Origin of the sequence: Enterocloster aldenensis, assembly GCF_003434055.1 — a bacterium.
Lineage (GTDB): Bacteria > Bacillota > Clostridia > Lachnospirales > Lachnospiraceae > Enterocloster > Enterocloster aldenensis.
In genome coordinates this window covers 944,861-968,298 of sequence record NZ_QVEX01000001.1, presented here as the reverse complement: position 1 = coordinate 968,298, position 23,438 = coordinate 944,861, and the positions used below count along the sequence as shown (strand labels likewise).

General features: G+C 47.5%; 31 protein-coding genes and 1 pseudogene. 22 read left to right on the top strand and 10 right to left on the bottom strand.

Going from position 1 to position 23,438, the window contains the following annotated elements:
* Position 1 precedes the first annotated feature (1 nt).
* From DWX59_RS04585 to DWX59_RS04490, 18 genes and pseudogenes are all read left to right on the top strand, one after another.
* On the top strand, positions 2-646 hold the full coding sequence (locus tag DWX59_RS04585; protein ID WP_117556494.1) for a flavin reductase family protein: 645 nt from the start codon (positions 2-4) through the stop codon (positions 644-646).
* A 48-nt stretch (positions 647-694) separates the two neighbouring features.
* Positions 695-1,360 (top strand): shikimate kinase, encoded by a 666-nt coding sequence (locus DWX59_RS04580; protein ID WP_117556492.1) that lies wholly within the window; start codon positions 695-697, stop codon positions 1,358-1,360.
* 254 nt (positions 1,361-1,614) lie between these two features.
* Positions 1,615-2,637: a LacI family DNA-binding transcriptional regulator gene (locus DWX59_RS04575; RefSeq protein ID WP_117556490.1), complete on the top strand. Its 1,023-nt coding sequence runs from the start codon at positions 1,615-1,617 to the stop codon at positions 2,635-2,637.
* Between the two features lie 210 nt (positions 2,638-2,847).
* Positions 2,848-3,876, top strand: a complete 1,029-nt coding sequence (locus DWX59_RS04570) for a tripartite tricarboxylate transporter substrate binding protein (RefSeq protein WP_117556488.1) — start codon at positions 2,848-2,850, stop codon at positions 3,874-3,876.
* A gap of 70 nt (positions 3,877-3,946) precedes the next feature.
* A complete protein-coding gene (locus DWX59_RS04565; RefSeq protein WP_165640715.1) occupies positions 3,947-4,429 on the top strand; it encodes a tripartite tricarboxylate transporter TctB family protein in 483 nt (160 codons plus the stop codon).
* Between the two features lie 15 nt (positions 4,430-4,444).
* On the top strand, positions 4,445-4,720 hold the full coding sequence (locus tag DWX59_RS29190) for a hypothetical protein (protein ID WP_235844916.1): 276 nt from the start codon (positions 4,445-4,447) through the stop codon (positions 4,718-4,720).
* Entirely contained in the window at positions 4,660-4,977 is a 318-nt protein-coding gene (locus DWX59_RS04555; protein WP_009265008.1) for a TnpV protein, read from the top strand. The genes DWX59_RS29190 and DWX59_RS04555 overlap by 61 nt, the downstream gene beginning before the upstream one ends.
* Positions 4,978-5,395: 418 nt before the next feature.
* Positions 5,396-7,315, top strand: a complete 1,920-nt coding sequence (gene tet(O) / locus DWX59_RS04550; protein WP_095122938.1) for a tetracycline resistance ribosomal protection protein Tet(O) — start codon at positions 5,396-5,398, stop codon at positions 7,313-7,315.
* A 51-nt stretch (positions 7,316-7,366) separates the two neighbouring features.
* On the top strand, positions 7,367-7,540 hold the full coding sequence (locus tag DWX59_RS04545; RefSeq protein ID WP_002779755.1) for a cysteine-rich KTR domain-containing protein: 174 nt from the start codon (positions 7,367-7,369) through the stop codon (positions 7,538-7,540).
* 490 nt (positions 7,541-8,030) lie between these two features.
* On the top strand, positions 8,031-8,540 hold the full coding sequence (locus DWX59_RS04530) for a sigma-70 family RNA polymerase sigma factor (RefSeq protein ID WP_024376807.1): 510 nt from the start codon (positions 8,031-8,033) through the stop codon (positions 8,538-8,540).
* A 95-nt stretch (positions 8,541-8,635) separates the two neighbouring features.
* Complete coding sequence (locus DWX59_RS04525; protein ID WP_009265004.1) at positions 8,636-9,067, top strand: RNA polymerase sigma factor; 432 nt, start codon at positions 8,636-8,638, stop codon at positions 9,065-9,067.
* A gap of 76 nt (positions 9,068-9,143) precedes the next feature.
* Positions 9,144-9,617 (top strand): RNA polymerase sigma factor, encoded by a 474-nt coding sequence (locus tag DWX59_RS04520; protein WP_009265003.1) that lies wholly within the window; start codon positions 9,144-9,146, stop codon positions 9,615-9,617.
* Between the two features lie 150 nt (positions 9,618-9,767).
* The gene (locus DWX59_RS04515; protein ID WP_009265002.1) at positions 9,768-10,799 is read left to right on the top strand and encodes an AAA family ATPase; all 1,032 of its coding nucleotides are present in this window, start codon (positions 9,768-9,770) and stop codon (positions 10,797-10,799) included.
* Between the two features lie 435 nt (positions 10,800-11,234).
* Complete coding sequence (mobV, locus tag DWX59_RS04510) at positions 11,235-12,200, top strand: MobV family relaxase (RefSeq protein WP_009265001.1); 966 nt, start codon at positions 11,235-11,237, stop codon at positions 12,198-12,200.
* A gap of 8 nt (positions 12,201-12,208) precedes the next feature.
* A complete protein-coding gene (locus tag DWX59_RS04505; protein ID WP_009265000.1) occupies positions 12,209-13,063 on the top strand; it encodes a ParB/RepB/Spo0J family partition protein in 855 nt (284 codons plus the stop codon).
* Positions 13,064-13,140: 77 nt separating this feature from the next.
* The gene (locus tag DWX59_RS04500; protein WP_039862476.1) at positions 13,141-13,371 is read left to right on the top strand and encodes a YdbC family protein; all 231 of its coding nucleotides are present in this window, start codon (positions 13,141-13,143) and stop codon (positions 13,369-13,371) included.
* A gap of 70 nt (positions 13,372-13,441) precedes the next feature.
* A complete protein-coding gene (locus DWX59_RS04495; protein ID WP_009264998.1) occupies positions 13,442-13,633 on the top strand; it encodes a hypothetical protein in 192 nt (63 codons plus the stop codon).
* A 54-nt stretch (positions 13,634-13,687) separates the two neighbouring features.
* A pseudogene (locus tag DWX59_RS04490) lies at positions 13,688-13,879 on the top strand (recombinase family protein); the annotation flags it as partial.
* Positions 13,880-13,942: 63 nt separating this feature from the next.
* On the opposite strand, the gene DWX59_RS04485 reads toward DWX59_RS04490, so the two are convergent.
* The 7 genes from DWX59_RS04485 to DWX59_RS04450 form a co-directional block, all read right to left on the bottom strand.
* The gene (locus DWX59_RS04485) at positions 13,943-15,619 is read right to left on the bottom strand and encodes a recombinase family protein (RefSeq protein WP_002569190.1); all 1,677 of its coding nucleotides are present in this window, start codon (positions 15,617-15,619) and stop codon (positions 13,943-13,945) included.
* 100 nt (positions 15,620-15,719) lie between these two features.
* Entirely contained in the window at positions 15,720-15,947 is a 228-nt protein-coding gene (locus DWX59_RS04480; protein ID WP_004613661.1) for a transposon-encoded TnpW family protein, read from the bottom strand.
* Positions 15,948-16,364: 417 nt separating this feature from the next.
* Positions 16,365-16,625 (bottom strand): helix-turn-helix domain-containing protein, encoded by a 261-nt coding sequence (locus DWX59_RS04470; protein WP_002569189.1) that lies wholly within the window; start codon positions 16,623-16,625, stop codon positions 16,365-16,367.
* Positions 16,606-17,046: an RNA polymerase sigma factor gene (locus tag DWX59_RS04465; protein ID WP_002569188.1), complete on the bottom strand. Its 441-nt coding sequence runs from the start codon at positions 17,044-17,046 to the stop codon at positions 16,606-16,608. Before DWX59_RS04465 ends, DWX59_RS04470 begins: the two co-directional genes overlap by 20 nt.
* A 101-nt stretch (positions 17,047-17,147) precedes the next feature.
* Positions 17,148-17,333 carry a hypothetical protein gene (locus DWX59_RS04460; protein WP_009243795.1) on the bottom strand — a complete coding sequence of 62 codons (186 nt, stop codon included), beginning with the start codon at positions 17,331-17,333 and terminating at the stop codon, positions 17,148-17,150.
* Between the two features lie 250 nt (positions 17,334-17,583).
* Positions 17,584-18,573: a 23S rRNA (adenine(2503)-C(2))-methyltransferase RlmN gene (gene rlmN, locus DWX59_RS04455; protein ID WP_002569187.1), complete on the bottom strand. Its 990-nt coding sequence runs from the start codon at positions 18,571-18,573 to the stop codon at positions 17,584-17,586.
* Between the two features lie 23 nt (positions 18,574-18,596).
* Positions 18,597-18,776: a cysteine-rich KTR domain-containing protein gene (locus DWX59_RS04450; protein ID WP_002588768.1), complete on the bottom strand. Its 180-nt coding sequence runs from the start codon at positions 18,774-18,776 to the stop codon at positions 18,597-18,599.
* Positions 18,777-19,160: 384 nt separating this feature from the next.
* Between DWX59_RS04450 and DWX59_RS04445 the strand changes: the two genes are divergently transcribed.
* From DWX59_RS04445 to DWX59_RS04430, 4 genes are all read left to right on the top strand, one after another.
* A complete protein-coding gene (locus DWX59_RS04445) occupies positions 19,161-19,514 on the top strand; it encodes a helix-turn-helix transcriptional regulator (RefSeq protein WP_002569186.1) in 354 nt (117 codons plus the stop codon).
* A 267-nt stretch (positions 19,515-19,781) separates the two neighbouring features.
* Positions 19,782-20,111: a plasmid mobilization protein gene (locus tag DWX59_RS04440; protein ID WP_002585086.1), complete on the top strand. Its 330-nt coding sequence runs from the start codon at positions 19,782-19,784 to the stop codon at positions 20,109-20,111.
* The gene (locus DWX59_RS04435; RefSeq protein WP_002585087.1) at positions 20,072-21,418 is read left to right on the top strand and encodes a relaxase/mobilization nuclease domain-containing protein; all 1,347 of its coding nucleotides are present in this window, start codon (positions 20,072-20,074) and stop codon (positions 21,416-21,418) included. Before DWX59_RS04440 ends, DWX59_RS04435 begins: the two co-directional genes overlap by 40 nt.
* A gap of 63 nt (positions 21,419-21,481) precedes the next feature.
* Positions 21,482-21,733 carry a helix-turn-helix domain-containing protein gene (locus tag DWX59_RS04430; RefSeq protein ID WP_002585088.1) on the top strand — a complete coding sequence of 84 codons (252 nt, stop codon included), beginning with the start codon at positions 21,482-21,484 and terminating at the stop codon, positions 21,731-21,733.
* 177 nt (positions 21,734-21,910) lie between these two features.
* Here DWX59_RS04430 and DWX59_RS04425 read toward each other — a convergent pair whose 3' ends face one another.
* The 3 genes from DWX59_RS04425 to DWX59_RS04415 are packed head-to-tail and all read right to left on the bottom strand — an operon-like array spanning position 21,911 to position 23,435.
* Positions 21,911-22,276 (bottom strand): cysteine-rich VLP domain-containing protein, encoded by a 366-nt coding sequence (locus tag DWX59_RS04425; RefSeq protein ID WP_002585089.1) that lies wholly within the window; start codon positions 22,274-22,276, stop codon positions 21,911-21,913.
* Positions 22,273-22,485: a transposon-transfer assisting family protein gene (locus DWX59_RS04420; protein WP_004607965.1), complete on the bottom strand. Its 213-nt coding sequence runs from the start codon at positions 22,483-22,485 to the stop codon at positions 22,273-22,275. The genes DWX59_RS04425 and DWX59_RS04420 overlap by 4 nt, the downstream gene beginning before the upstream one ends.
* A complete protein-coding gene (locus tag DWX59_RS04415; RefSeq protein ID WP_004607964.1) occupies positions 22,482-23,435 on the bottom strand; it encodes a hypothetical protein in 954 nt (317 codons plus the stop codon). Before DWX59_RS04415 ends, DWX59_RS04420 begins: the two co-directional genes overlap by 4 nt.
* Between the last annotated feature and the right edge of the window lie 3 nt (positions 23,436-23,438).

Below are 23,438 nucleotides of genomic sequence, written 5' to 3'. Positions count from 1 at the left end.
TATGTCAAAAGAATACTGGAAGCCGGGCAATATGCTGTATCCCGTGCCCGCGGTCATGGTCAGCTGCGCACGTCCCGGGGAGACGCCCAATATCATCACGGTGGCATGGGCGGGCACCATTTGTTCCGATCCGGCGCAGGTGTCCATTTCCGTGAGAAAAGAGAGACATTCCCATGATATCATCAGGGATACAGGGGAGTTTGTCATAAACCTGGTGAATAAAAGGCTGGTGCGGGCAACGGATTACTGCGGCGTCAAGTCGGGCCGTGATGTGGATAAGTTTGCTGAGACGCGGCTTACGGTCCAGGAATCCCGTTATGTGAAAGCGCCGGGGATTGAGGAAAGCCCGGTTAATATTGAGTGCAAGGTGAAGGAAGTAAAGGAACTGGGAAGCCACGATATGTTCATTGCAGAGGTGGTGGGCGTGACCATTGACAACCAGTACATGGATGACAGGGGCAGGTTCAACCTGAACGCCTCCGGCCTTGTATGCTATTCCCACGGCGAGTATTTTGAACTGGGGAAAAAGCTGGGCAGCTTCGGATATTCGGTGAAGAAGAACATTAAGAAGAGACGCCCCGGCGTACCGGATGGAAAAAACACTAAACCCAGGCATCCGAAAAGGAACGGCCCTAAAAAGGGATAGTTTGGATTAAAGTATTTCAGGAAGACGACAGACCAGGAGGATACGACAGTGAAACCGAATATTACCATGATTGGAATGCCTTCATCCGGCAAGAGCACCGTGGGCGTGCTGCTGGCCAAGAGGCTGGGATTTTCCTTTGTGGATGTGGATATTGTGATACAGGAAAAGGAAGGAAGGCTGCTGAAGGAAATCATTGCCGGGGAAGGCATGGACGGGTTCCTGAAGGTGGAGGAGCGCGTCAATGCGGGACTGGATGTGCAGCTTTCCGTCATCGCGCCGGGAGGCAGCGTGATATACGGCGAGGCGGCCATGAACCATCTGAAGGAAATCAGCGAAGTGGTTTATCTTAAGATGAGTTACGAGGAGATGGAAAAACGCATCGGCAACGTGGTGGACCGCGGCGTGGCCTTAAAACCAGGATTTACCCTGCGTGACCTTTACAATGAAAGGGTGCCCTATTATGAGAAGTATGCAGACATCACCATTGACGAGGAGGGCAAGACGCCTGGGGAGACCGTGGATGAGCTGAGGGACATCATAGAATCCATGATGGACCGCAGCATGGTACAGCGCATTGTGAATGAGCAGAAACGGATATTGGAGGAAAAGGACCGGATACTGGAAGAAAAAGACAGGATGCTTCAGTCCTATGAAACGGAGATTGCCGCATTGAAGGCGCAGCTGGCACAGCTGTCGGCTGTCCGGCAATCATAAGGCTTATAAAGGATGATTATGGGTTTGCATGGGTTATAGGGAATCATGTGGAACCATGATTCAAATACAGACACAAAGAAGGGCCTGCTTCACAGGGAATGTGAGCCAGGCCCTTCCTTGTGCGATATGGACAGATCCCGCTGTTTATAATTGGATAAAATGTAGGTATTGACGGTCCCAATGAACTATGGTATGATAATTTTATCACAAGCAAACGTTTGCCGATATCCGATGGTAATGAAAGAGGGTACTTTATGGAAGGACAATATGCCACGCTCAAGGATGTGGCGGAGAGGGCGGGAACGACAGCGGCAACGGTATCCTATATCCTGAATGGTTCGACAAAGCGCTATGTAAGCGAGGACATGAGGCGCAGGGTTGAGGCAGCGGCCAAAGAGCTGAATTATGTCAAGAGCAGCGCGGCCAGCAGCCTTAAGGGCAAGAAGCGCAAGATAATAGCTGTCCTGGTCCCGCAGTTTGCCAACCAGATGTTTACGGAACTGGTGCTGGGGGTGGAGAGGGTGGCTGACCGCTACGGATATATCCTTTCCATCTGCAATACATTCGACGATCCCCAGCGTGAACTGGAGATCATCAGGAGGATGCAGGCCCAGCGCGTGGATGGATATATCATCACCCCCAGCAGGGACGGGGGGAAGAATACACGGCAGATACGCAAGATTGGCGTGCCCATGGTTGTGGTTGACCGTCTGCTGAATATCAATGAGGACTATTTCCTGGTTTCGGCCCAGAACTATGAGAGTACCTATATGGCTGCAGAGCATCTGTTAAAGAACGGCCACCGCCGCATTGCATTCATTGGATGGAAGGCTGATTTCGGCGGTCTGGAGCGAAGGGAACAGGCATACCGCACCATTCTTGAGGCCTATGGGGTCACGGGTGAGGACCAGATTGTATATAACGGTGAATTTACAGAGGAAAGCGGCGAGGAACTGACCGCCAGGGCGCTGGCAGAGCATCCTGAAATCACGGCAGTGCTCTACGCCTACAACATACAGGCCCGGGGCGGCGTGGACTTCCTGTCCAGGAAGGGAATCCGGGTGGGAGAGGATCTGTCAGTGCTGATTATAGGCGCGCCGGACTGGGTACAGACCGGTAATAACCATTATACCTGTGTGGACCTTAATGGTACGGGGATGGGGATCATGGCGGCCGAGATGCTGTTTGACATCATTAACAATGACCAGCCCATCGCACCTTATCAGAGGGTGCAGGAAGCAACATTAAAAGAAGGGGATTCCGTTTGCCGGTTGTAATCGGCAGGCGATTCTTTCTGAGCAATAGGCAAACGTTTGCCGATAAAAAGTTGTTAAGAAAAGCCTGAAAGGAGGCGGGCATACTGGCAAGTGCCAGGCAGGCTGTTATCATATAGCGCATAGGCAATCGTTTGCTTACAGGAATACAGGCCGTTCCCAAAGGGAAGGTTCCGTATAAAATAAGTTTCTTAATATTTAAGGAGGAAAGAAATGAAAAACAAAAAGTCTCTTATGGCAGTAGCGGGAATCGTAGTGGTTGCATTGGCAGCAGGGGTCATCTACCAGCAGACAGGTAATAAGACGGATAAATATCCGTCACGTGACATCAATATGGTCGTACCGTGGAATCCGGGCGGTTCCACGGACCTGACAGGGCGCGCGCTGGCTGACGCCATGGGCAAGAGCATGGGGACAAACATCGTGGTTACCAATACGCCTGGTTCCGGCGGTTCTGTTGGTTCCTTGACCGTACAGAAGGCTGAAAAGGACGGGTATAACATCCTGGCAAACGGCATGCTGGCCCTTACGGCCATGCCGGTTCTGGGATATACTGAAACAACACAGAAGGACTGGGACTTCTATCTGGCTACATTTACACCGAATGTGCTGGCTGTACGCAAGGACTCACCCTACCAGACAGCACAGGAACTTCTGGATGCAATGAAGGCCAACCCGGATTCCATCACGGACGGAACCGGCGGCATGGGTTCCGGCGGACATCTTGGCATCGAGGTGCTTTGCGCGGAGACAGGACTTACATATAAGCATGTTCCTTATGAGGGCGGCGGAAAGGCAATCACGGCAGCCCTTGCAGGCGAGGTTGATTTCACCAGCCAGCTGCTGGTTGAGATGCAGGATATGTTTATTTCAGGAGACATGAGGGCGCTTGCCAACTTTACGGCGGAAGATATCACCCTGGAAAACGGTACTGTGATTCCATCTATTTTACAGTTTGTTCCAAGCCTTGAGTCAAAGCTGCCCATGGGCGAGACCACTGGTATTGCTGTTCCAAAGGGTGAGCCGGACTATGTGCTGGAAGCATTGGACAAGGCCTTTGACGAGGCGCTAAAGAGCGAGGATTTCCTTAAATTCTGCGAGACCAAAGGATTTATTGTAAACGGTATGGGCAGACAGGAAGCAGCGGCTTATGTTGACAAGCTGGCCTCTACCGTGACCTGGACACTGTATGACTGCGGCGTTGCGGCTATTTCACCGGAAGAATTCGGTATAAGCCGTTAGGCCTTAAGAAGAAGCGGAGCGGTTGGAACACGGACCCTCCGCTTCCGGATTGATGGGGAGAGGTGATATCTTGGAAAATAACAACAAAATGAAGGATTTTATTTCATCGGCCGTGATATTTAGTTTGTCGCTGTACGTGCTTTTTGAAGGATATAACATATATACAAAGTCAGGAAAGCTGCTGTATCTTTCACCGGCCCTGATCCCGCTGATGCTGGGAACCATACTGCTGGTTTTATCCATTGTCCTGTTTACAGGGAGCCTGAAAGAGGGCGGTCTGCAGGCCAGGGCCGCAGAGCTTAAAGCCTGGTCCGGTGAGGTAAAGGCAGACCGGGGCACCATGCGTATGCTGGTGGGAGTGGTACTGATGGGACTGTACACGTTCGTGCTTCTGGGAATGCTTCCTTTCTGGCTTGCAACTTTTTTGTTCATGCTTCTTCTGATGTACTTCCTGGAGGCGGGCTCCATTGTTAAAATCGTGGTCATCTCGGTTCTGGTTACCGGACTGGTTATCTTCCTGTTCCAGGTATGCTTCAGAGTGCCACTACCATAAAGGAGGGGAAAGATTATGGCTTTACAATATCTGGCGCAGGCGTTCGGGGCTGTGCTGACACCGATGAACATGGGGGTCCTGCTCCTTTCCACATTTGCCGGACTGATCATGGGAATGCTCCCAGGACTGAGCGCCACCATGGCAGTAGCATTACTGACCGGACTGACCTACAGATGTAGGACGGATTTTGCGGACATTCAAAATAAAAAAGAATGTGGAGGTAACAGACAATGGCAAAATCATTATTTGAGGAACTGGGCGGCAAATACGAAAGGCAAGGGGATTATTTGATACCGTGCTTAACTGTACCCGCCGAAGAAGAACAGGCAATAGGCATCTGGGGGCAACGGCATTTAGATTATCTAAAACAGTACTGTAAAGTTACATACGCCAATCTTCTTACAAGCGGCAGGCTAAACGCCTACCTTGCCGACATCAACAGACAGGCACAGGAACGCTTTGAAAGGCTCATAGAGGGTATGAAACAGGCACAGGGCATAACGGCTAAAGGCAGAAAACGCCTTAGAATGGACAGGATGCCTCAATAACATAAGGGCTTGTGCGAGGGAGATTGTGGAAAAGGAAATTATTTTTGCATAAACAGATGATTAGTGGCAGGGGGAAATCCTGCCGCTTTTTCTGCTTTAGTTTGTCAGCTTGACAAATAAAGGGTTAAGGAATATAATTAGATTCAGTATTATACAAGGAGTTAATAAATATGCGGCAAGGTATTCTTAAATAAACTGTCAATTTGATAGTGGGAACAAAAAGTAGCAGTCCCGTTTCACTTTTAATATGGGGCTTGGTTTTTTGTACCCAGTTTAAGAATGCTTTTATCATGTAATTTTATATGCCCGAAAACATATAAGTGTTTTGGGGCTATTGGAGTTATTTACCCAGTGATAGGAGTATTTATCACTGGGTATTTTTATGCCCTTTTTTGGGTGTTGATAGGAGGAAAATCACATGAAAATAATTAACTTAGGCATTCTGGCTCACGTTGACGCAGGAAAGACAACATTAACGGAGAGTTTATTGTATACCAGTGGTGCAATTGCAGAACCAGGGAGCGTAGATAAAGGCACAACAAGGACAGATACAATGAATTTGGAGCGTCAAAGGGGAATCACTATCCAGACAGCAGTGACATCTTTTCAGTGGGAGGATGTAAAAGTCAACATTATAGATACGCCAGGCCATATGGATTTTTTGGCGGAAGTATACCGTTCTTTATCCGTATTAGACGGAGCAGTATTATTAGTTTCTGCAAAGGATGGCATACAGGCACAGACCCGTATACTGTTTCATGCACTACAGACAATGAAGATTCCGACAATTTTTTTCATCAATAAAATTGACCAAGAGGGGATTGATTTGCCAATGGTATATCGAGAAATGAAAGCAAAGCTTTCTTCGGAAATTATAGTGAAGCAAAAGGTTGGGCAGCATCCCCATATAAATGTAACAGACAATGACGATATGGAACAGTGGGATACGGTAATTATGGGAAACGATGAACTATTAGAGAAATATATGTCAGGGAAACCGTTTAAAATGTCAGAACTGGAACAGGAAGAAAACAGGAGATTCCAAAACGGAACGTTATTTCCCGTTTATCACGGAAGCGCTAAAAACAATCTGGGGATTCGGCAGCTTATAGAAGTGATTGCCAGTAAATTTTATTCATCAACGCCTGAAGGTCAATCTGAACTATGCGGGCAGGTTTTTAAGATTGAATATTCAGAGAAAAGGCGGCGTTTTGTTTATGTGCGTATATATAGCGGAACATTGCATTTGAGGGATGTTATTAGAATATCTGAAAAAGAGAAAATAAAAATCACAGAGATGTGTGTTCCGACAAACGGTGAATTATATTCATCCGATACAGCCTGCTCTGGTGATATTGTAATTTTACCAAATGATGTTTTGCAGCTAAACAGTATTTTGGGGAACGAAATGCTGTTGCCGCAGAGAAAATTTATTGAAAATCCTCTCCCTATGCTCCAAACAACGATTGCAGTAAAGAAATCTGAACAGCGGGAAATATTGCTTGGGGCACTTACAGAAATTTCAGATGGCGACCCTCTTTTAAAATATTATGTGGATACTACAACGCATGAGATTATACTTTCTTTTTTGGGGAATGTGCAGATGGAAGTCATTTGTGCCATCCTTGAGGAAAAATATCATGTGGAGGCAGAAATAAAAGAGCCTACTGTTATATATATGGAGAGACCGCTTAGAAAAGCAGAATATACCATCCACATAGAAGTCCCGCCAAATCCTTTCTGGGCTTCTGTCGGGTTGTCCATAGAGCCGCTCCCTATTGGAAGCGGAGTGCAGTATGAAAGCAGAGTTTCACTTGGATATTTAAACCAATCGTTCCAAAATGCGGTTATGGAGGGGGTTCTTTATGGCTGCGAGCAGGGGCTGTATGGATGGAAAGTGACAGACTGTAAAATCTGTTTTGAATATGGATTGTATTATAGTCCTGTAAGTACCCCCGCAGACTTTCGGCTGCTTTCCCCTATCGTATTGGAGCAGGCTTTAAAAAAAGCAGGGACAGAACTATTAGAGCCATATCTCCACTTTGAAATTTATGCACCGCAGGAATATCTCTCACGGGCGTATCATGATGCTCCAAGGTATTGTGCAGATATTGTAAGTACTCAGATAAAGAATGACGAGGTCATTCTGAAAGGAGAAATCCCTGCCAGATGTATTCAAGAATACAGGAACGATTTAACTTATTTCACAAATGGGCAGGGAGTCTGTTTGACAGAGTTAAAAGGATACCAGACAGCTATTGGTAAATTTATTTGCCAACCCCGCCGCCCGAATAGCCGTATAGATAAGGTTCGGCATATGTTCCACAAGTTAGCTTAACAGCTTGCAAAAGTCATATAAAATGAGATTTGAAAGGATTAGAGACTAATTATGATGAAATGCGAATGGATATTGTGTCCTGTTTGTGGGAGCAAAACCCGTAATAAAATTAGGAAGGACACTGTTTTGGAGAATTATCCCCTTTATTGTCCAAAATGCAGACAAGAAAGATTGATTAAAGTTGACAACTTGAAGATAACTGTCATCAAAGAGCCAGACGCTTAAGACGCAGAGCCGATGAAATTGTGGAACAATTCACGAATCATCGGCTCTTTTTGTTTCGTATTTGAAAGAACAAACTCACCAAATAAAAAAAACGATATTCGGGTGGGTTATTTTGTTATACCCTAAATTACCCTCTGAATTTGTTTTTAAATTTGGAGGGATTTTTTTATGTCCTTTTTTCGGGCAGTTATCTATCTGCTCATACGAAGCAAAATTTATCAATACATAGCATATCAGAGAACGGCAGGAAACCAGTTAAAAAAATTTCTGCCAGTGCAGCGGTACTTCCTGCCTTGAAAGTAGAAGTACAATCTCCATACAATAGAATTACTATTTCCTATAACCGTAAAGGTCACAGAGCCTTTGCGGTTTTTCTTTTGTCGATTTTTGTTGGAAAGTGCCGTAGGGCTGTTTCTGATATGCGGTGTCGTTCTCCGCCTCTCCATCTGGATTTTTTACATTTCAAAAATTCAGATGGGAGGTATTTATGGTGAAATATGCACCAAGAAAGGTATTTATCAAAGAAAGCGGCAGATATGTGGAACTGTCCTACATGGATTTCTGCCGCCGCAGGGAATCCGACCAGACCTACATGGACAAGCTGTTTATTCCCGTTCAAGGCTGTCTGCTTGAAGTCGTGAGGGAGCAATACACGGACTTCTACCGAGATAAGGAACGGTGGCGTTATCTGAAAAAATTAGATACGAAGAACAGCCTGCTTTCTCTGGATGGATTTACGGACAGCGAGGGGAAGCCTTTAGACTTTATCGCTGATGAAGCGGCGGACATTGCGGAAACCGTTGTCAATGCGGTTATGGTGGACAGGCTGAAAGCCGCCCTGCCTTTGCTGTCGGATAGTGAACAGGAATTGATACAGGCAATCTTTTTTGACGGACTTTCTGAGCGTGAAGTCGGGGCGAGGTTCGGCATAACCCAGAGCGTTGTGAACAAACGCAAAGCCAGAATCCTAAGAAAACTAAGAAAGATAATAGAAAATTAAAATTTAAGGCGTTCAGCCCCCTTGTTTTTTCCTTTGGGAAAATGAGGGGGTTTTTCTCTGCCCTCTCAATCAATTCTGATTGGAGGAAAAGAAGCATGGCATATAACCACGGACGGGAGGACAGGAAATGGCGTATCTGGAAAGAAGCGGAGGAAAAGCTGCTGCGTGAGTGCGGCGTTGATGAAGCGACCATTGAGCAGATACGCATTGCGGACAGGGCAGACTTCAATTCCAACAGGCGGTTTTACCGATGGACGAATGACGTTGCGGAATACCTTGAGGACATGGCAGACAGGGAGCGGCAGACGGAGGTGGGTACGGTTGCGGAGTTACTGGACGAGATTGAGAGCGAAAATCTTTATCAAGTATTAGTCACGGTGGACGGACGTACCTTGAAAATCGTCCTGCTGAAAATGCAGGGGTATTCCACAAAAGAAATTGCCCCGCTCGTGCATTTGACGACTGGTGCTATTTACGCAAGGTTAGACCATCTGCGGAAGAAGCTACGAAAATTTTATAGCGTCTAAAACAGCCTGCCGTCCTGCGGGCTACTGGGTGAGGGATGGAAATCCCCTCACTCATTTTTTGCAGGAGGTAAGCAGGATGACATACAGAGTTAAGGCATACACGCTTCGGGAGGAATCTACGGAAAGCAGCACAAGGTATTTTATCAGCTTTAAGGACGGGCAGGGCAAATCCCACGAGTTGGAAGTGTCGGAACAGTTCTTTATGGAGTTTCGGCAAATGGAACGCAGGAACAGGAATCTTCTCCAATGGGACGAGCGGCACAGGGAGTTTTCGGAAGTATGGGACGAAACGCTGAACAGGCGGGCGTTAAAGCTGCCTAAGAGCATTGAGGAACAAATGATTGAAGCAGAACGGGCGGAACTGCTTTGTAAAGCGGTTGACAGACTGCCAGAGATACAAAGGCGGCGTTTCCTGCTCTACTACGAGTACGAATTTAATTTTTATCAAATCGCTGCGATGGAGCATTGCACCGCTTCGGCAATACAGAAATCTGTTGCGATTGCAAAGGAGAAAGTAAAGGCGGAAATGAAAAAGTATCTCCAACCGTGACCGACACCGCCCGAAAAAGAAATCCGTTTTTTATTTGTACGGGATTGGCGGCATTACATACTCTCATTTTTTTCATGGGAGTAAATCTATTTTTAAGGAGGTCAACGCTTATGTGCAACAACAAGATAACTGCCCGAAAGGAGGAAAGCCATGCAGAAGTTACAGACAGTCAACGCCGAAACGCTCCTTTATGAGCCGCTTGAGAAGCCGTCCTTTGTGGTGGACAGTCTTATCCCGACAGGCTTGTCGCTGTTCTGCGGCTCACAGAAGATAGGCAAGAGCTGGCTCATGCTGAAGCTATGCCTATGCGTGTCGCAGGGAATCCCTTTATGGAACATGCCGACAATGGAGGGCGATGTGCTTTACCTCTGCCTTGAGGACACGTTCTGCCGCATACAGGACAGATTATTCCGCTTGACGGATGAAGCAAGCGGGCGGCTTCATTTTGCCGTGGCAAGCTGCAAGCTGTCAGACGGTCTTATCGTGCAGTTGGAAGATTATCTGAAAGACCATCCAGACAGCAGGCTCATTGTGATTGATACCTTGCAGAAAGTCCGAACCGCATCCAAAGACAATGCCTACGCAAGCGACTATGGGGACATCTCCCTAATCAAAGATTTTGCCGACAGGCACTCTCTGGCGGTCATTGTCGTACACCACATCCGAAAGCAGAATGACAGCGACGTGTTCAACAAGGTGTCTGGGACGACAGGCTTAACGGGGAGTGCAGACGCTACCTTTGTGTTGGAAAAGGAGAAACGGGCATCCGACACCGCCAAGCTGTATGTGACGGGCAGGGACACGCCTTATCAGGAATACACGCTGCGTTTCCGTGATTGCAGTTGGGAACTTGTGGAGAGAAAAACACAGGAGCAGCTTGCGAAAGAAACGATACCAGACGTCCTTTTTCGGTTGGTGGATTTTATGAGGGATAAGGAAGAATGGGCAGGCACGGCAACGGAACTGTTAGCCGCTATGGGGGAAACGGAAACCATACCCACAGTGATTACGAAATGGCTGAATGAATACCGCACCACATTTTTAAGCGAGAACCGTATCTGCTACCAGTACAGCCGCAGGAAAGACGGCAGGCAGATTGCCCTTGCAAGGAGGGCGGGTGACAGCGGTGACGGTGGTGACAGCAGTTTTGGGATACCCCCTGTTACTGTCATTGACGCTTAAAGCCATGTAAAGTTGGCGGTTCTGCCCTGCGGGTGACAGCGGTGACGGCGGTGACAGTGATTTTAGGATACCCCGCCGATGTCATCCCTGCGGGAGAACACCCCGCAAACGCAAAATGCAGGCGTGGGATTCACCCGCCCTTTTCGGGCGTGTAAAACCACCCCTGCGGTCAGAAAAATCTCTCCGATTTTTCCGACTGCGTTTGCAGGGTGTAACACACTACACTTTGCCCTGCAAAGTCGTGTGCCAGACGTTCCCTCTGGACTCCCTTAAAGCAGGGCTGTCGCCCTGCTATCCTGCGCCTTGCGGCTTCGGATAAAAGAATATCGGGGTGACGGTGACGGCAATAAGGGGGTATCCCAAAACTGCTGTCACCGCCGTCACCGCTGTCACCCAAAGGGCAGTTACTCGCCGAAGAAAGGAAGATGATGGATTATGCCCTATGCAATCCTGCGTTTCCAGAAACGCAAAGCGGGCGGCGTTGCGGCTTGCGAACGCCACAATGAGCGGAAGAAAGAAGCCTATAAAAGCAATCCAGATATAGATATGGAACGCTCGAAAAATAACTACCACCTTGTAAAACCGCCACGTTACACCTACAAGAAAGAGATTAACCGCATGGTAGCCGAAGCGGGGTGCAGGACGAGGAAAGACAGCGTGATGATGGTGGAAACGCTTATCACGGCTTCACCAGAATTTATGAACAGCCTGCCGCCAGAGGAACAGAAAGCGTATTTTACGATGGCTCTGGATTTCATTTCGGAACGTGTCGGGGAGAAAAATATCCTCTCCGCTGTTGTCCACATGGACGAGAGAACGCCGCATATGCACCTCTGTTTTGTGCCGATTACGCCAGACAACAAGCTGTCAGCAAAGTCTATTTTAGGCAACCAGAAATCATTATCCGAGTGGCAGACTGCCTACCATAAGCGGATGTCCTCACGGTGGAATCAGCTTGAACGGGGTCAGTCCTCAATGGAAACGAAACGGAAACACGTCCCCACATGGCTCTATAAGTTGGGCGGCAGGCTTGATAAACAGTATGAGGAAATCGTGTCTGCCCTGTCCGACATCAACGCCTTTAATGCAGGGAAGAAGCGTGACAAGGCACTGGAACTGATTGCGGCATGGCTCCCAGACGTGGAGAAATTCTCAAAGGAAATCAGTAAGCAGAGTGCCTATATCGACAGCCTAAAGGAGCAAATCGGACAGGAATCAGACTATGCGGGGCGTATGCGTGATGAAAAGTATGAGCAGGAACTAAAGGTGCAGAAAGCGAATCAGAAGATATTTGAGTTGCAGAGAACCAACGAGCAGATGGGGCGGCTGCTGTCAAAAATACCGCCAGAAGTGTTGGAAGAATTGCAGAAAAACCATAAAAGCAGAGTGAAAGAAAGGTAGATATGTGAATGAAGAAACAGGATTTTAAGGTGTTAAAGACCAAAGACTTGTACCCGTTTCCCGACAATCCGTTTCATGTGGCAGAGGATGAAACGTTGTCAGAGTTAGCGGAAAGCATCAAGGAATTTGGCATTGTCACGCCGATAATCACACGCCCGAAAGAGGACGGGAACGGCTATGAAGTGATTGCAGGACAGCGGCGTGTCCGTGCTTCTGAGCTTGCAGGGATAAATACCGTGCCTGCGTTTGTCCTGCCCTTAGACCGTGACCGAGCCATCATTACCCTTGTAGACAGCAATTTACAGCGTGAAAATATCCTGCCGAGCGAGCGGGCGTTTGCCTACAAGATGAAATCCGAAGCCATGAAGCGGCAGGGTTTCCGCACGGATTTAACCTCGTCACAAGTTGTGACGAAGTTGCGGACGGACGACAAAGTGGCACAGGGCTTCGGCGTGGGCAGGATGACCGTACAAAGATTTATCCGCTTGACGGAATTGATACCGCCGATTTTGCAGATGGTGGACGAGGGGAAAATCGCCCTCACTCCTGCGGTGGAGCTGTCCTTTTTGAAGAAAGACGAGCAGGAAAACCTCTTTGCCACGATGGAGAGCGAAGAAGCAACGCCCTCACTCTCACAGGCACAGCGGATGAAACAGTTAAGCCAGAGCGGGCAGCTTGACATGGATACGATATTTGCGATTATGACCGAGGAAAAGGGAAACCAGAAAGAAACATTGAAAATCAACACAAGCAAGCTGAAAAAGTATTTTCCGAAGAACACAACGCCGAAACAGATGGAGGAAACCATCATCAAACTTTTGGAGCGTGAGTTGCAGAGGAAACGGGGCAGGGACAGCCGCTAATCTTCTCTTTTCGGAAAGTAAATATGAAACTCTGGACGGATAAAAACCAGAAAGCCAAGACAGAAAAGGGGCAGGGAATGAAAGAAATCCAATATGAGATTGTAAAGGAAATCGCCGTATTGTCTGCGAGTGACAGCGGATACACAAAGGAAATCAATCTTATCTCATGGAACGGGAGAGAGCCGAAATATGACATCCGCAGTTTTTCACCGAACCGTGAGAAGTGCGGAAAGGGTATCACGTTGAACGCTGATGAAGCGGCGGCACTCCTTAAAGCATTACAGAAGGAAGTAAACAGCGGGGATTGATGGTATCTGATTGACAGGACGGGGCGTTTCCAGACGTTCTCCTGCCCTGTCTGGAAAGGAAGATTTAAGTATGGGTGAGGATAAGAAAACAGATAAAAAGAGAAAGCGTGTCGTGCCGAAAGCACCAGTGCAGATGATAATCAGCCGTGAATATGTCGGCACACAGACAGTCACAGAAGCATTTATCCCGATTATCTCCGAGGATATTCGGAAGAAGATTGCCGAGGGTGACACCTTCGACAATGAGGGGATATCCGCTTAGAATGTACGCAATGGGACATGAAAACAGATAGGACAGATACGGAGGTTTTACAGTATGGCAGGAATAAGAACGGAGAACAAGATTTATGAAGTCGGCATGTACTGCCGCTTGTCAAAGGACGATGGCACGGATAACGAGAGTGCGAGCATTGCGACACAGAAATCCATCCTCACGGATTATGTGAAAAAGCAGGGATGGCACTTAGCAAAAACGTATGTGGACGATGGTTACTCTGGTACGAATTTTGTTGAGGTAAGATAACGATACCTTTTTTGCAGAGGGTGTTATCTTACCTCTTTTTGATGTATGTTAGATAGCATAACTCTTTACGTCGGCTCCTATCTGTCTGAAATAGGAGATACTTTCGGTAGGCTTGTCACCTGTATCAACTCTGCCGACAAAGCTATAAAAGATTTCGATTTTGCGGGTGTTCGTTTCCTTATCCAGTTCGTGAATAAGAATACGGTCAATAAATTCATGGACGTTTTCGTAGGTCAGTTCTTCAATCGCTGTGTATCTGCGTACCAGTGCGACAAACCTTTTTACGTCCGCGCTGCGCTCGGTGGCGTTGTCGATTTCCTGTGACAGCTCCGCAATCCTCCGGGTCAGCGTCTTTTTTTCTTCATCATAGCCGGAAGTCAGAAAAGCAAATTGTTCATCTGAAAGTTTCCCTAAAGCGTTGTCCTCGTAGAGCTTGCGGAATAAGATGTTCAGCTCGTTAATACGGTTCTGCGCCTTGTCAAGCTCTTTCCGCTGCTGTGTCAGCGTCTTTTGTACTGCCTTTGCGCTGCACTCGTTGGCTGTTTCGATAAACTCCTGTTCATGCTCTTTCACATAAGACGTTACTCGCTGCAAGTCTGCAAGGACAAGTTCTTTCAATACGCTTTTGCGGATATAATGCGTAGTGCAGAGCATATCATTTCTTGCCCGGTTGCGGTAGTTGCCGCAAGTGTAGGCGTGTTTCCGTTCAAGCGTCCCGGCTCCGCGTACTGCATACATTTTGTAGCCGCAGTCCCCGCAAAAGAGCAGCCCGGAAAACAGGTCAATTTCATCAACCTTTGTCGGGCGTTGCCGGGTGGCAATCCGCTTCTGTGCAAGTTCAAAGGTTTCTTCATCAATCAAAGGTTCGTGAGTGTTGGGGAAGAAATACCTTTTTTCCTCCGGGTTCTTTTTCGTCTTTTTCGACTTATAAGATACCTTGTAGGTTTTCCCGGTTATGGTATGCCCTAAATATTCTTTCCTTGTCAGAATGTCGTACAGCGTCTTATCCGGCCAGTTGTACCATGCGTTGAGCTGTGGGCGGGGGTGGCGTTTGCTCCCTGTCCTGCGGTAGCGCAGTTCCCCGACGGTCAGTATTTCATTGTCCCGCAGCCAGTTCTGGATTTCACACATACGGTCGCCCCGTACATACATTGCAAAAATCTGTTTTACGACGTGCGCCGTTTCCGGGTCGGGTATCAGATGATTGCGGTTATCCGGGTCGATAAGGTAGCCGTAAGGAGCTTCGCCGTTGACGCGCTCGCCTTTCTGCGCCTTTGCCTGTTTGACAGCCCGGATTTTCTTTGAGGTGTCGCGGGCGTAAAACTCGTTGAACCAGTTCCGCAGAGGGGTAAACTCGTTATCTTCCCTTGCTGTGTCTACACCGTCGTTAATGGCAATGTAGCGCACTTCATATTCGGGAAAGACAATCTCTATCAGCTCCCCGGTTTTCAGATAATTACGTCCCAGACGGGAAAGGTCTTTTGTTATGACGGTCGCCACGTTCCCGGCTTCAACCTCATGCAGCATGGCTTGAAGCCCCTCACGCTCAAAGCTCACGCCGGAAAATCCGTCGTCTACGAAAAAGCGCGTGTTGAAAAAGTGGTGTTCGTCAGCATACTTTTGTAAAATCAGTTTTTGGTTCTGTATGCTCTCGCTTTCCCCGGCTTGCATATCTTCCTGGCTCAATCTGCAATATAAAGCGGTAATCTTGTCTGTCTGTAACATTTTGTCCTCCTTTCCGACGACAGACAAGCATGGTATTTGTACTGTCTATATTATACCACATACCGCTGCCTGTGTCATGTATAAAATGTGAAGAAACGCCCTATTTCCGGGCGTTTGCGGGGTTCAGTTCCATGTCTTTGCGAATGAGTTTTTTTATCTTTTTATCCAGTGTGTCCGTTGCGCGTTCACTTGCGGACGAACATACAAGGTAAGTAACTTTTCCTATTTTATGCTCCGTTGTGGTAACGGGCGTTTGGTTTTGCGTCAAAGAAAATCCCCCTTTCTTTCGCAAACATATAATATAGTCTATGAATAGCAGCAAGTCCACTATTCAATAAAACAAAGGCTTTAATCGGACGGTTATTAGCATAACCTCATGGGAATTTCACCCCGGCATGGTTCTCATGCCGCCCTACCCATTGCCTGCGACGCTCTTAACGCTCGGACTGTGGCTGTAAGGAAGTATCATTGTATATTCTGCGCTGTCGTCGCCCGCAAGCCGCTACACTTGCTTTCCGGCGCGGTGTTGGTCGCTCGGCTGTCCGGGCGGGGTAATCCCTCCCGGATAGTGTCATGGCGCACCCGCCGTATGGCTCGGCGCAAAAGGAACGTATCCGATTTGCCCTATGCTGCGCCGCCGTTATCTTGCGCCGCTTTCTTTGTCAAGGTTCAGAATGGCTTTGCTGCCGCGTCAGCAGCGGAACGGAAAAGGGGGAGAGAGAAAGCGTCCCGCCGCCGCTGCGGTTTATTCCTCTGCCTTAAAGGTGAGGACAGCCATCATCAGTTTTGCTTGCAGCCGTTCCCGAATGTCGTGGTCTACGCCAAAATAGACGTTCCCGCGCTCGTCGTACAGCTTCCGCATGGAGAGGCGGGCTATGTAGCCGCTGAAATGCTGCAAGACAATCTTCATGGCGTCCGGGTCGCCCTTTGTCGCTGCCACAATGACAGGATAAGGAACAAGGGCATTTTCCGGGTAGCCGGGTTCGTTACCATTCGTCCCATTCATCAGCATTTTCCTCCAGATATTTTCTTAATTTCTCAAAAGAGCTTGTCCGCCTGTACTGTATCGTGCTTCTCGACGTGTTGAACAGCTCCGCAATCTCGGTATCGTTCATTCCCTCGAAGTAATACAGCAATATGGCTTTGCGCTTTTCTTCCGGCAAAGTACGGATTGCTTCAAGAAGCAGCTTTGGCGTGATTTTCTTCCCGGCTTTCTCAAAGACGGTTTCGGCGGCTTCACGTTTGAAATATTCATCAAACGTATGAAGCTGCCGCGCTTCGTCTAAGGTCATGTCGGAAAAGGTCACTTCCTTTGCCTTGTGTCTGCGAAGTTCTCTATGGGTGTCGCAAGCTTCATTGTGCAATACCGTATTACAAAACTTCTGAAAAGCACACTGTTTGTAAAACTCCCTGCTATTAGGTTCCACATTCTCACCTCCTTTCTCGTTGGAAAGTTGGTGGTGCTTCCCCCCTTTTCGCGGGGCAATACGGCGTTTTTCAAAAACGCCGAAGATTTTTTGAAATTTCTTCAAAAATTTTTTGAACGTACAAAATGCGCCCGTCCGAAAAGCCCGGACGGGCGCATAGGCATTGTAAGCAGTATCCAGATGATTAGACAGTTCATATATATAAGCGTAGTTTCCCCCGGTGGTGGGCGGGCTTTTTTTGATAAGTCAATAACTGTCGGATTTTGTCGATATGCTTTTTGCTTCATGGCGGCTACCTCCTTTAGCCGCCGATTTCAACAGTGATACCGCGTCATTTCATTAGAAGATAAAAAGAAACGGCGGCTTTGATTTTTCAAAGCTGCTGCGGAAATCAAAGAACGACAAGCAACAGTTCTGATTTTGCTCCAATATGGTTATTAGGGGCACAAATTAAAATCAAAAAAGAGCCGATAACAGCAGTATTTCAAACTGCATATTATCGGCTCTGCGTCTGTGCGTCTGGCTCTTTTAATTAAATTATTTCTGTTGTTTTTTGGCTTTATTATATGTATTAGCTAACTGTCCACAAGCTGCTTTAATCTCTCTACCATGAGAAACTCTCATGGTAACTTCAAGTCCTGTTTGCTCTAATTGATGTTTGAACGCAACCATTTCTTGTTTTTGTGGTGCTCTAATTTTTGAATTACTCGTCGGGTTGTATTGCAGCACGTTAATCATAACATTTTTGCCCTTAAACCATTTTGCAAGTTGCCTTATATCTGAGGAACGGTCATTTATACCTGGTAAAAGCAAATACGCAAATACCACTTTTCGATTATGCCTTTGAGAATAGGACAATGCTTGCTTAACAACATCTTCAATAGCGTACATGTGCATATGAGGAATGATACAGTTTCTCGCAGCCTGTGTTGCTGCATGTAAAGATATTGTCAACTGAATTTTTAGATGTTCTTCGCGCAATTTTTTTAATTGATTAACTGGACCAACTGTTGATACGGTAATGCCGTCGGTTGGAAAGTTAAGTCCATTTCTATCTCGAAGAATATGGATTGCTGCAATCAAGTTGTCGTAATTGAATAAAGGTTCTCCCATTCCCATAAAAACGATACGATTTACTTTTTGACGTATCAATACAACCTGCTGCACAATTTCAGACGGTGTTAGATTACGAACAAAACCATTGCGTCCGGACTCACAAAAAATACAGCCAACAGAACAACCAACTTGCGTACTTACGCAAACAGTCCCACCATCTCGCCGTTTAATAAAAACCGTTTCAATATACCTGTTATCTTTCAATTCATAAACATACTTTTCAGTATCGCTACTTTTATAGACTTTTTTTGTTGATATTGATAGATTTTCTTTGTGAAATGGCTGTTTATACAATTCCGTATATAAGGCTCTTGCTTTATCCTCTCCAATTACTTCCGACATTTCTTTGTAAGTAAATCCGTATGGGTCATTCAATATTTCCGTAGGTGTACTTTTAGGTAAGTGTTTCATTTAAATATCCTTCCTTTTCAAAATTAAAAAGTTTGTTTTTCAGAGTTTTTGATTATGATTTCTAGTTTTTCAACATCAACGATATGCGTTAATTTACATTTAGGGCAGAAAAGAGGAAAATTTCTTAATACCGTATTATAAAATACTTGAACCCTCGTCTTTCCGTTACAAATTGGACATTTTATCCAATATTTTTCAAGCATAATATTTCTCCTTTTGCGCAAAAAAATGCAGGTCAATTCTCAACATGAGCATTGACCTGCATTTATACATATAATACTACAACAAAATTAAGGCATAGTTTTTATACTATGTCTATACGTCGTTAGTTTTGTTGTATAGCATACGCAAAATAAGCATGACAAAAAAGCCCATATTGAAAATGGGAAAAATCTTTTTTGATTTCAATGCTTATCGAATACGCATGCTATGTAACATAAACATTCCCCCCCTTTTATATAATATTATATACAAAAGCAGCTTGTTGTCAACATATATATATATGAATTATTTTGGCTAACTGATAGAACTACGTAGACATATCCAAGAAGAAAGGGGAACAGTAAAATGTAATAGGGTGAATAACTATGGCAAAAAGACCAGTACCACGATACGACTTTAAGGCTTTTGGGGCAGCGATAAAGGCAGCGCGTGAGGGATGCAAGGAGAGCCGCAAGAAAGTAGGCGACGAAATGTTTATCTCGCCGCGCTACCTTGCGAACATTGAGAACAAGGGGCAGCACCCAAGTTTACAGATATTCTTTGAGCTGATACAGCGTTACCATATATCCGTAGACCAATTCCTTTTAGAAACGCCGCCGGAGAAGAACACGCAGCGGCGGCAGCTTGACGCGCTTCTTGACGGTATGAGCGATACAGGCATACGGATTGTAACCGCAACGGCAAAGGAGATTTCCGAAGTCGAAAAAGAGGGCGAATAGGAATGTCCGACTTAAAACTGAACAGGATTTAGAAAGCGTTGTAATCTTTTTTGAGGTTGCAGCGTTTTTCTTTTGCGTAAGTTTGGCAAAATCGCTTTTTCTCCGTAGTAGGTGATAAGAGCCTAAAGGATAAAAACATTCGTAGCAAGCATAGGAAGCGGGTACCCACTTCCGTATTTTCCCCTCCCGCGCTGCGGCGCGTCGGTTGAAAATTGCTTGTTGGGAAGTGTCCCAAACCCTCGGAACGGAAAGGAAAGGAGCGAATACATGAACGGACGCAAAAGAACGGTGCAAATCAAATTCAGAGTGACGGAAGCGGAACGGGATTTAATACTGGAAAAAATGAAGCTCGTACCCACCCGGAACATGGCGGCATATCTGCGGAAGATTGCCATTGACGGGTATATCATTCAGATAGACCATGCCGATATAAAGGCAATGACCGCAGAGATACAGAAAATCGGTGTCAACGTCAACCAGATAGCACGCCGCGTAAACGCGACGGGGAACGCATACCAAGAGGACATAGAGGAAATAAAGGGGGTGCTTGCGGAGATATGGCGGTTACAAAGATTAAGCCTATTAAAAGCACTCTAAGCAAAGCCCTTGACTATATCGAAAACCCGGACAAGACGGACGGAAAAATGCTTGTGTCCTCTTTCGGCTGCTCCTATGAAACGGCAGATATTGAATTTGAATATACCTTGTCCCAAGCACTCCAAAAGGGGAACAATTTAGCCTTTCATCTGATACAGTCCTTTGAGCCGGGGGAAGTCGATTATCAGAAAGCCCATGAAATCGGAAAGCAGCTTGCCGACGCGGTAACAAAGGGGCAGCATGAATATGTACTCACGACGCACATTGACAAAGGACACGTCCACAATCACATTATTTTCTGCGCCGTAAATTTCGTAGACCACCGCAAATATAATTCCAACAAAAGGAGCTATTACGGCATACGGAACATGAGCGACAAGCTGTGTCGGGAAAATGGCTTGTCCGTCGTCGTTCCCGGCAAGGGCAGCAAGGGAAAGAGCTATGCGGAGTACCAGGCAGAAAAGACGGGTACAAGTTGGAAAGGCAAGCTAAAGATTGCCGTTGACGCGCTTATCCCCCAAGTTTCCAGTTTTGAGGAATTGTTGCAGCGGTTACAGGCGGCGGGCTATGAGATAAAGCCGGGGAAATATGTGTCATGCCGCGCCCCCGGACAGGAACGCTTCACCCGTCTTAAAACCCTCGGCGCGGATTATACAGAGGAAGCCATAAGGGAACGGATAGCGGGCAGACGGGCAAAGGCGGCGAAAGCCCCCAGAGAGCAGCGCGGCGTTTCGCTGCTTATCGACATTGAGAACAGTATCAAGGCGGCGCAGAGTAAGGGCTATGAACAGTGGGCGAAAATCCACAATCTGAAACAGGCAGCAAAGACCATGAATTTCTTGACGGAACATAAGATTGAACAGTACGCGGATTTAGTCAGCCGGATTGAAGAAATGGCAGCGGAAAGCGGACAGGCGGCAGACGCATTGAAGGACGCGGAAAAGCGGCTTGCGGACATGGCGGTGCTTATCAAGAATGTTTCCACCTACCAAAAGACAAAGCCCGTCTATGACGCATACCGCAAGGCAAGGAACAGGGAGAAGTACCGCGCCGGACAGGAACAGGCGATTATCCTACATGAAGCCGCCGCAAGGTCGCTGAAAGCGGCGGGCATTGCAAAGCTCCCGAACCTTGCCGCGCTGCAATCGGAATATGAAGCCCTCCAAGCGCAGAAAGAAGCCCTTTATGCCGACTATGGGAAGCTGAAAAAGAAAGTCCGGGAATACGATATTATCAAGCAGAACATTGACAGCATTTTACAGGCAGACAGGCAGCCGGAACGGGAAAAGGGAACAGAGCGCGGATAAGGATAGCAAAATCCCCGCCGCTGTGCTATGATAGGGCTATCAAAAAGCAGAGGAGCGTTGAGCATGGAAAACCAGAAAATGCCGGAATATGAAACCATACGCGCCGCCGTTGCCGGGGAAAAATGGGCGGTGGAGAAAGTCGTGGAGTGCTACAAGGACGAAATCGACAGGCTATCGACGGTAGCGGTCAGACAGCCGGACGGAAGCACGAAACAGGAAATCAACGAAGATATGCGCCAGTCCATCACAAAGAAGCTGATAGAAGCCCTCCCGCAGTTCCCGCTTGAAGAAATGGAAAAGGGAAATGTCAGATAGGCAAAAAAAGAACAGGGCGCGGAAGCCAGTATATGACTTCCGCGCCCTGTCTTTTTATGGGTGCTGTTTTCGTGAATGTTACGCAGTAGAACGCCATTTTTGGGGGTAAAGGTATAAAGTATCGCCTATCCGATTTTCACGCCCGGAAAGCCCTGTAAATCAAGGGATTTTCCGCGCCTACTGCGTAACAGGGGCGCGTCTTTTCCTCATGCGCTCGGCGGCTTGTCTGCGGGTGATACGTTTCCGGCAGACGGGGCAGTATTTGACACTGTTAGAGGTTGACGCAAAGAACGCGCCGCACTCGGTACATTTCTTCTTATCCCCTGTCTGGTAAAGCTCCGCATAAAGCAGCCTGTCGGCGGGAAGCACCGCAACCCGGAACCACTTGCAGAGAAGCGAATAGGAAATGAGCTGCGGACATACGCACTCGTCCCCGTCGTCCAGTAAGATACAGTTCCCGTTATCATAATTGCAGCACGTCCGGCGCACAAGGGCGTTGACTTTCCGGCTCTGGGGCGGCGTCAGCCGCTTAACCCCGTTCATACTTCATCAGCGGCGTAAATGGGAAGCTCTGCAAATTCCGCTTCGGTCAAAGCGTCCACTTTGGAAAGGGTGCGCTTTGCAAGCTCCCGCATATCCGCGTCCATGTAGGGCAGCGCGGCGTTGACATTCTCAATCAAAGCCCGCTTGCCGCCCTCGTTGTAAATGCTCAAAAGGTTTGTTTCTTCAACAGTCAGTCTAATCATGCTCATACCTCCATATCGTGATTTTTTGTTTTTGCCGCCGCCTTTTTCGGGGCGGTCTTTGCCTTGTCTGCTTTAAGCTGCGCCCGGATAGAGGGGCGGGGCTTCCTTATCTCCCTGTCCCGGTTCTCCCCCTTGTCAATCAGCGCATACGTCCCATGTCTGCCCTCGATTTTGGAAAAGGAAAGGGTCTTGTAGGGCAGCATGGAGAAAAGGCGGTCAGTGTCCTTTGTGGCTGCAAGCCGCATGAACGCCGGGGAAAGCTCTGCCATGAAATGGGTCTTGTTCGGGCTGTTCGGCTCGTAATGCCGCTTCATTTCCCGCACAATGCGCCGCGCTTCCGTTTCAATCAGCCCGTCCCGCAAAGCTGCGATATGCATTTTGAAATCCCCCGGCGAAAGCTGCTCCCGGCTGCGCCGTTCTTCCTGTAAGAGCGATTGCAGCGCGTCCGGGTCGTTGGGTACGGCTTCAAAGCGTTCAAATTTCCCAAGCTGCGGGTCTGGGGTTCCGTCAAAATATCTCCCGGCTTCCTGTACCCTTTCCCCATGCTCATAAATCAGCTTCACCGTATCGGCGGGCAGCTCCTTTTCCTTGACGCGCTCATAATGTTTAGAGTAGTCCAGTTCGTACAGATTGCCCTTGATTTTCCCGCGCTCCTTTCCCGTCAGCTCGATTGCATAGGCAAGAACGCGGTCGCTTGTCTGCTCCATGTAGAAACGCCATGTGTTGTGGGGCGCGGTGTCTTTGAGGAAAACGTCGCGCTCCCGGAAACAGTGCGTCCCGGACGGGCGGCAGAACCACAAAAGTGTTTTGTCCTCCCTGTGGGGGCTTGCCGCCGCCTTTGCGATAATCTCTTTGTCAATGTCTAAGTCGCTCTGGTAAAAGCCTGTGTTCTGCTTCATAATCGCTTCAAGGGAAGCAAACAAATCCATGTTTTCAAATTTGCTCTGTTCCGGCATGGG

What these genes read in the sequence shown, in the direction of transcription:
- DWX59_RS04585 (WP_117556494.1), top strand. Translation starts at nt 2, where the DNA reads ATGTCAAAAGAATACTGGAAGCCGGGCAATATGCTGTATCCCGTGCCC.
- DWX59_RS04575 (WP_117556490.1), top strand. Translation starts at nt 1,615, where the DNA reads ATGGAAGGACAATATGCCACGCTCAAGGATGTGGCGGAGAGGGCGGGA.
- DWX59_RS04570 (WP_117556488.1), top strand. Translation starts at nt 2,848, where the DNA reads ATGAAAAACAAAAAGTCTCTTATGGCAGTAGCGGGAATCGTAGTGGTT.
- DWX59_RS29190 (WP_235844916.1), top strand. Translation starts at nt 4,445, where the DNA reads ATGGCTTTACAATATCTGGCGCAGGCGTTCGGGGCTGTGCTGACACCG.
- DWX59_RS04555 (WP_009265008.1), top strand. Translation starts at nt 4,660, where the DNA reads ATGGCAAAATCATTATTTGAGGAACTGGGCGGCAAATACGAAAGGCAA.
- DWX59_RS04545 (WP_002779755.1), top strand. Translation starts at nt 7,367, where the DNA reads ATGATGAAATGCGAATGGATATTGTGTCCTGTTTGTGGGAGCAAAACC.
- DWX59_RS04525 (WP_009265004.1), top strand. Translation starts at nt 8,636, where the DNA reads ATGGCATATAACCACGGACGGGAGGACAGGAAATGGCGTATCTGGAAA.
- DWX59_RS04520 (WP_009265003.1), top strand. Translation starts at nt 9,144, where the DNA reads ATGACATACAGAGTTAAGGCATACACGCTTCGGGAGGAATCTACGGAA.
- DWX59_RS04515 (WP_009265002.1), top strand. Translation starts at nt 9,768, where the DNA reads ATGCAGAAGTTACAGACAGTCAACGCCGAAACGCTCCTTTATGAGCCG.
- mobV (WP_009265001.1), top strand. Translation starts at nt 11,235, where the DNA reads ATGCCCTATGCAATCCTGCGTTTCCAGAAACGCAAAGCGGGCGGCGTT.
- DWX59_RS04505 (WP_009265000.1), top strand. Translation starts at nt 12,209, where the DNA reads ATGAAGAAACAGGATTTTAAGGTGTTAAAGACCAAAGACTTGTACCCG.
- DWX59_RS04500 (WP_039862476.1), top strand. Translation starts at nt 13,141, where the DNA reads ATGAAAGAAATCCAATATGAGATTGTAAAGGAAATCGCCGTATTGTCT.
- DWX59_RS04495 (WP_009264998.1), top strand. Translation starts at nt 13,442, where the DNA reads ATGGGTGAGGATAAGAAAACAGATAAAAAGAGAAAGCGTGTCGTGCCG.
- DWX59_RS04485 (WP_002569190.1), bottom strand. Translation starts at nt 15,619, where the DNA reads ATGTTACAGACAGACAAGATTACCGCTTTATATTGCAGATTGAGCCAG.
- DWX59_RS04470 (WP_002569189.1), bottom strand. Translation starts at nt 16,625, where the DNA reads ATGAATGGGACGAATGGTAACGAACCCGGCTACCCGGAAAATGCCCTT.
- DWX59_RS04460 (WP_009243795.1), bottom strand. Translation starts at nt 17,333, where the DNA reads ATGAAGCAAAAAGCATATCGACAAAATCCGACAGTTATTGACTTATCA.
- rlmN (WP_002569187.1), bottom strand. Translation starts at nt 18,573, where the DNA reads ATGAAACACTTACCTAAAAGTACACCTACGGAAATATTGAATGACCCA.
- DWX59_RS04450 (WP_002588768.1), bottom strand. Translation starts at nt 18,776, where the DNA reads ATGCTTGAAAAATATTGGATAAAATGTCCAATTTGTAACGGAAAGACG.
- DWX59_RS04445 (WP_002569186.1), top strand. Translation starts at nt 19,161, where the DNA reads ATGGCAAAAAGACCAGTACCACGATACGACTTTAAGGCTTTTGGGGCA.
- DWX59_RS04440 (WP_002585086.1), top strand. Translation starts at nt 19,782, where the DNA reads ATGAACGGACGCAAAAGAACGGTGCAAATCAAATTCAGAGTGACGGAA.
- DWX59_RS04435 (WP_002585087.1), top strand. Translation starts at nt 20,072, where the DNA reads ATGGCGGTTACAAAGATTAAGCCTATTAAAAGCACTCTAAGCAAAGCC.
- DWX59_RS04430 (WP_002585088.1), top strand. Translation starts at nt 21,482, where the DNA reads ATGGAAAACCAGAAAATGCCGGAATATGAAACCATACGCGCCGCCGTT.
- DWX59_RS04425 (WP_002585089.1), bottom strand. Translation starts at nt 22,276, where the DNA reads ATGAACGGGGTTAAGCGGCTGACGCCGCCCCAGAGCCGGAAAGTCAAC.
- DWX59_RS04420 (WP_004607965.1), bottom strand. Translation starts at nt 22,485, where the DNA reads ATGAGCATGATTAGACTGACTGTTGAAGAAACAAACCTTTTGAGCATT.
- DWX59_RS04415 (WP_004607964.1), bottom strand. Translation starts at nt 23,435, where the DNA reads ATGCCGGAACAGAGCAAATTTGAAAACATGGATTTGTTTGCTTCCCTT.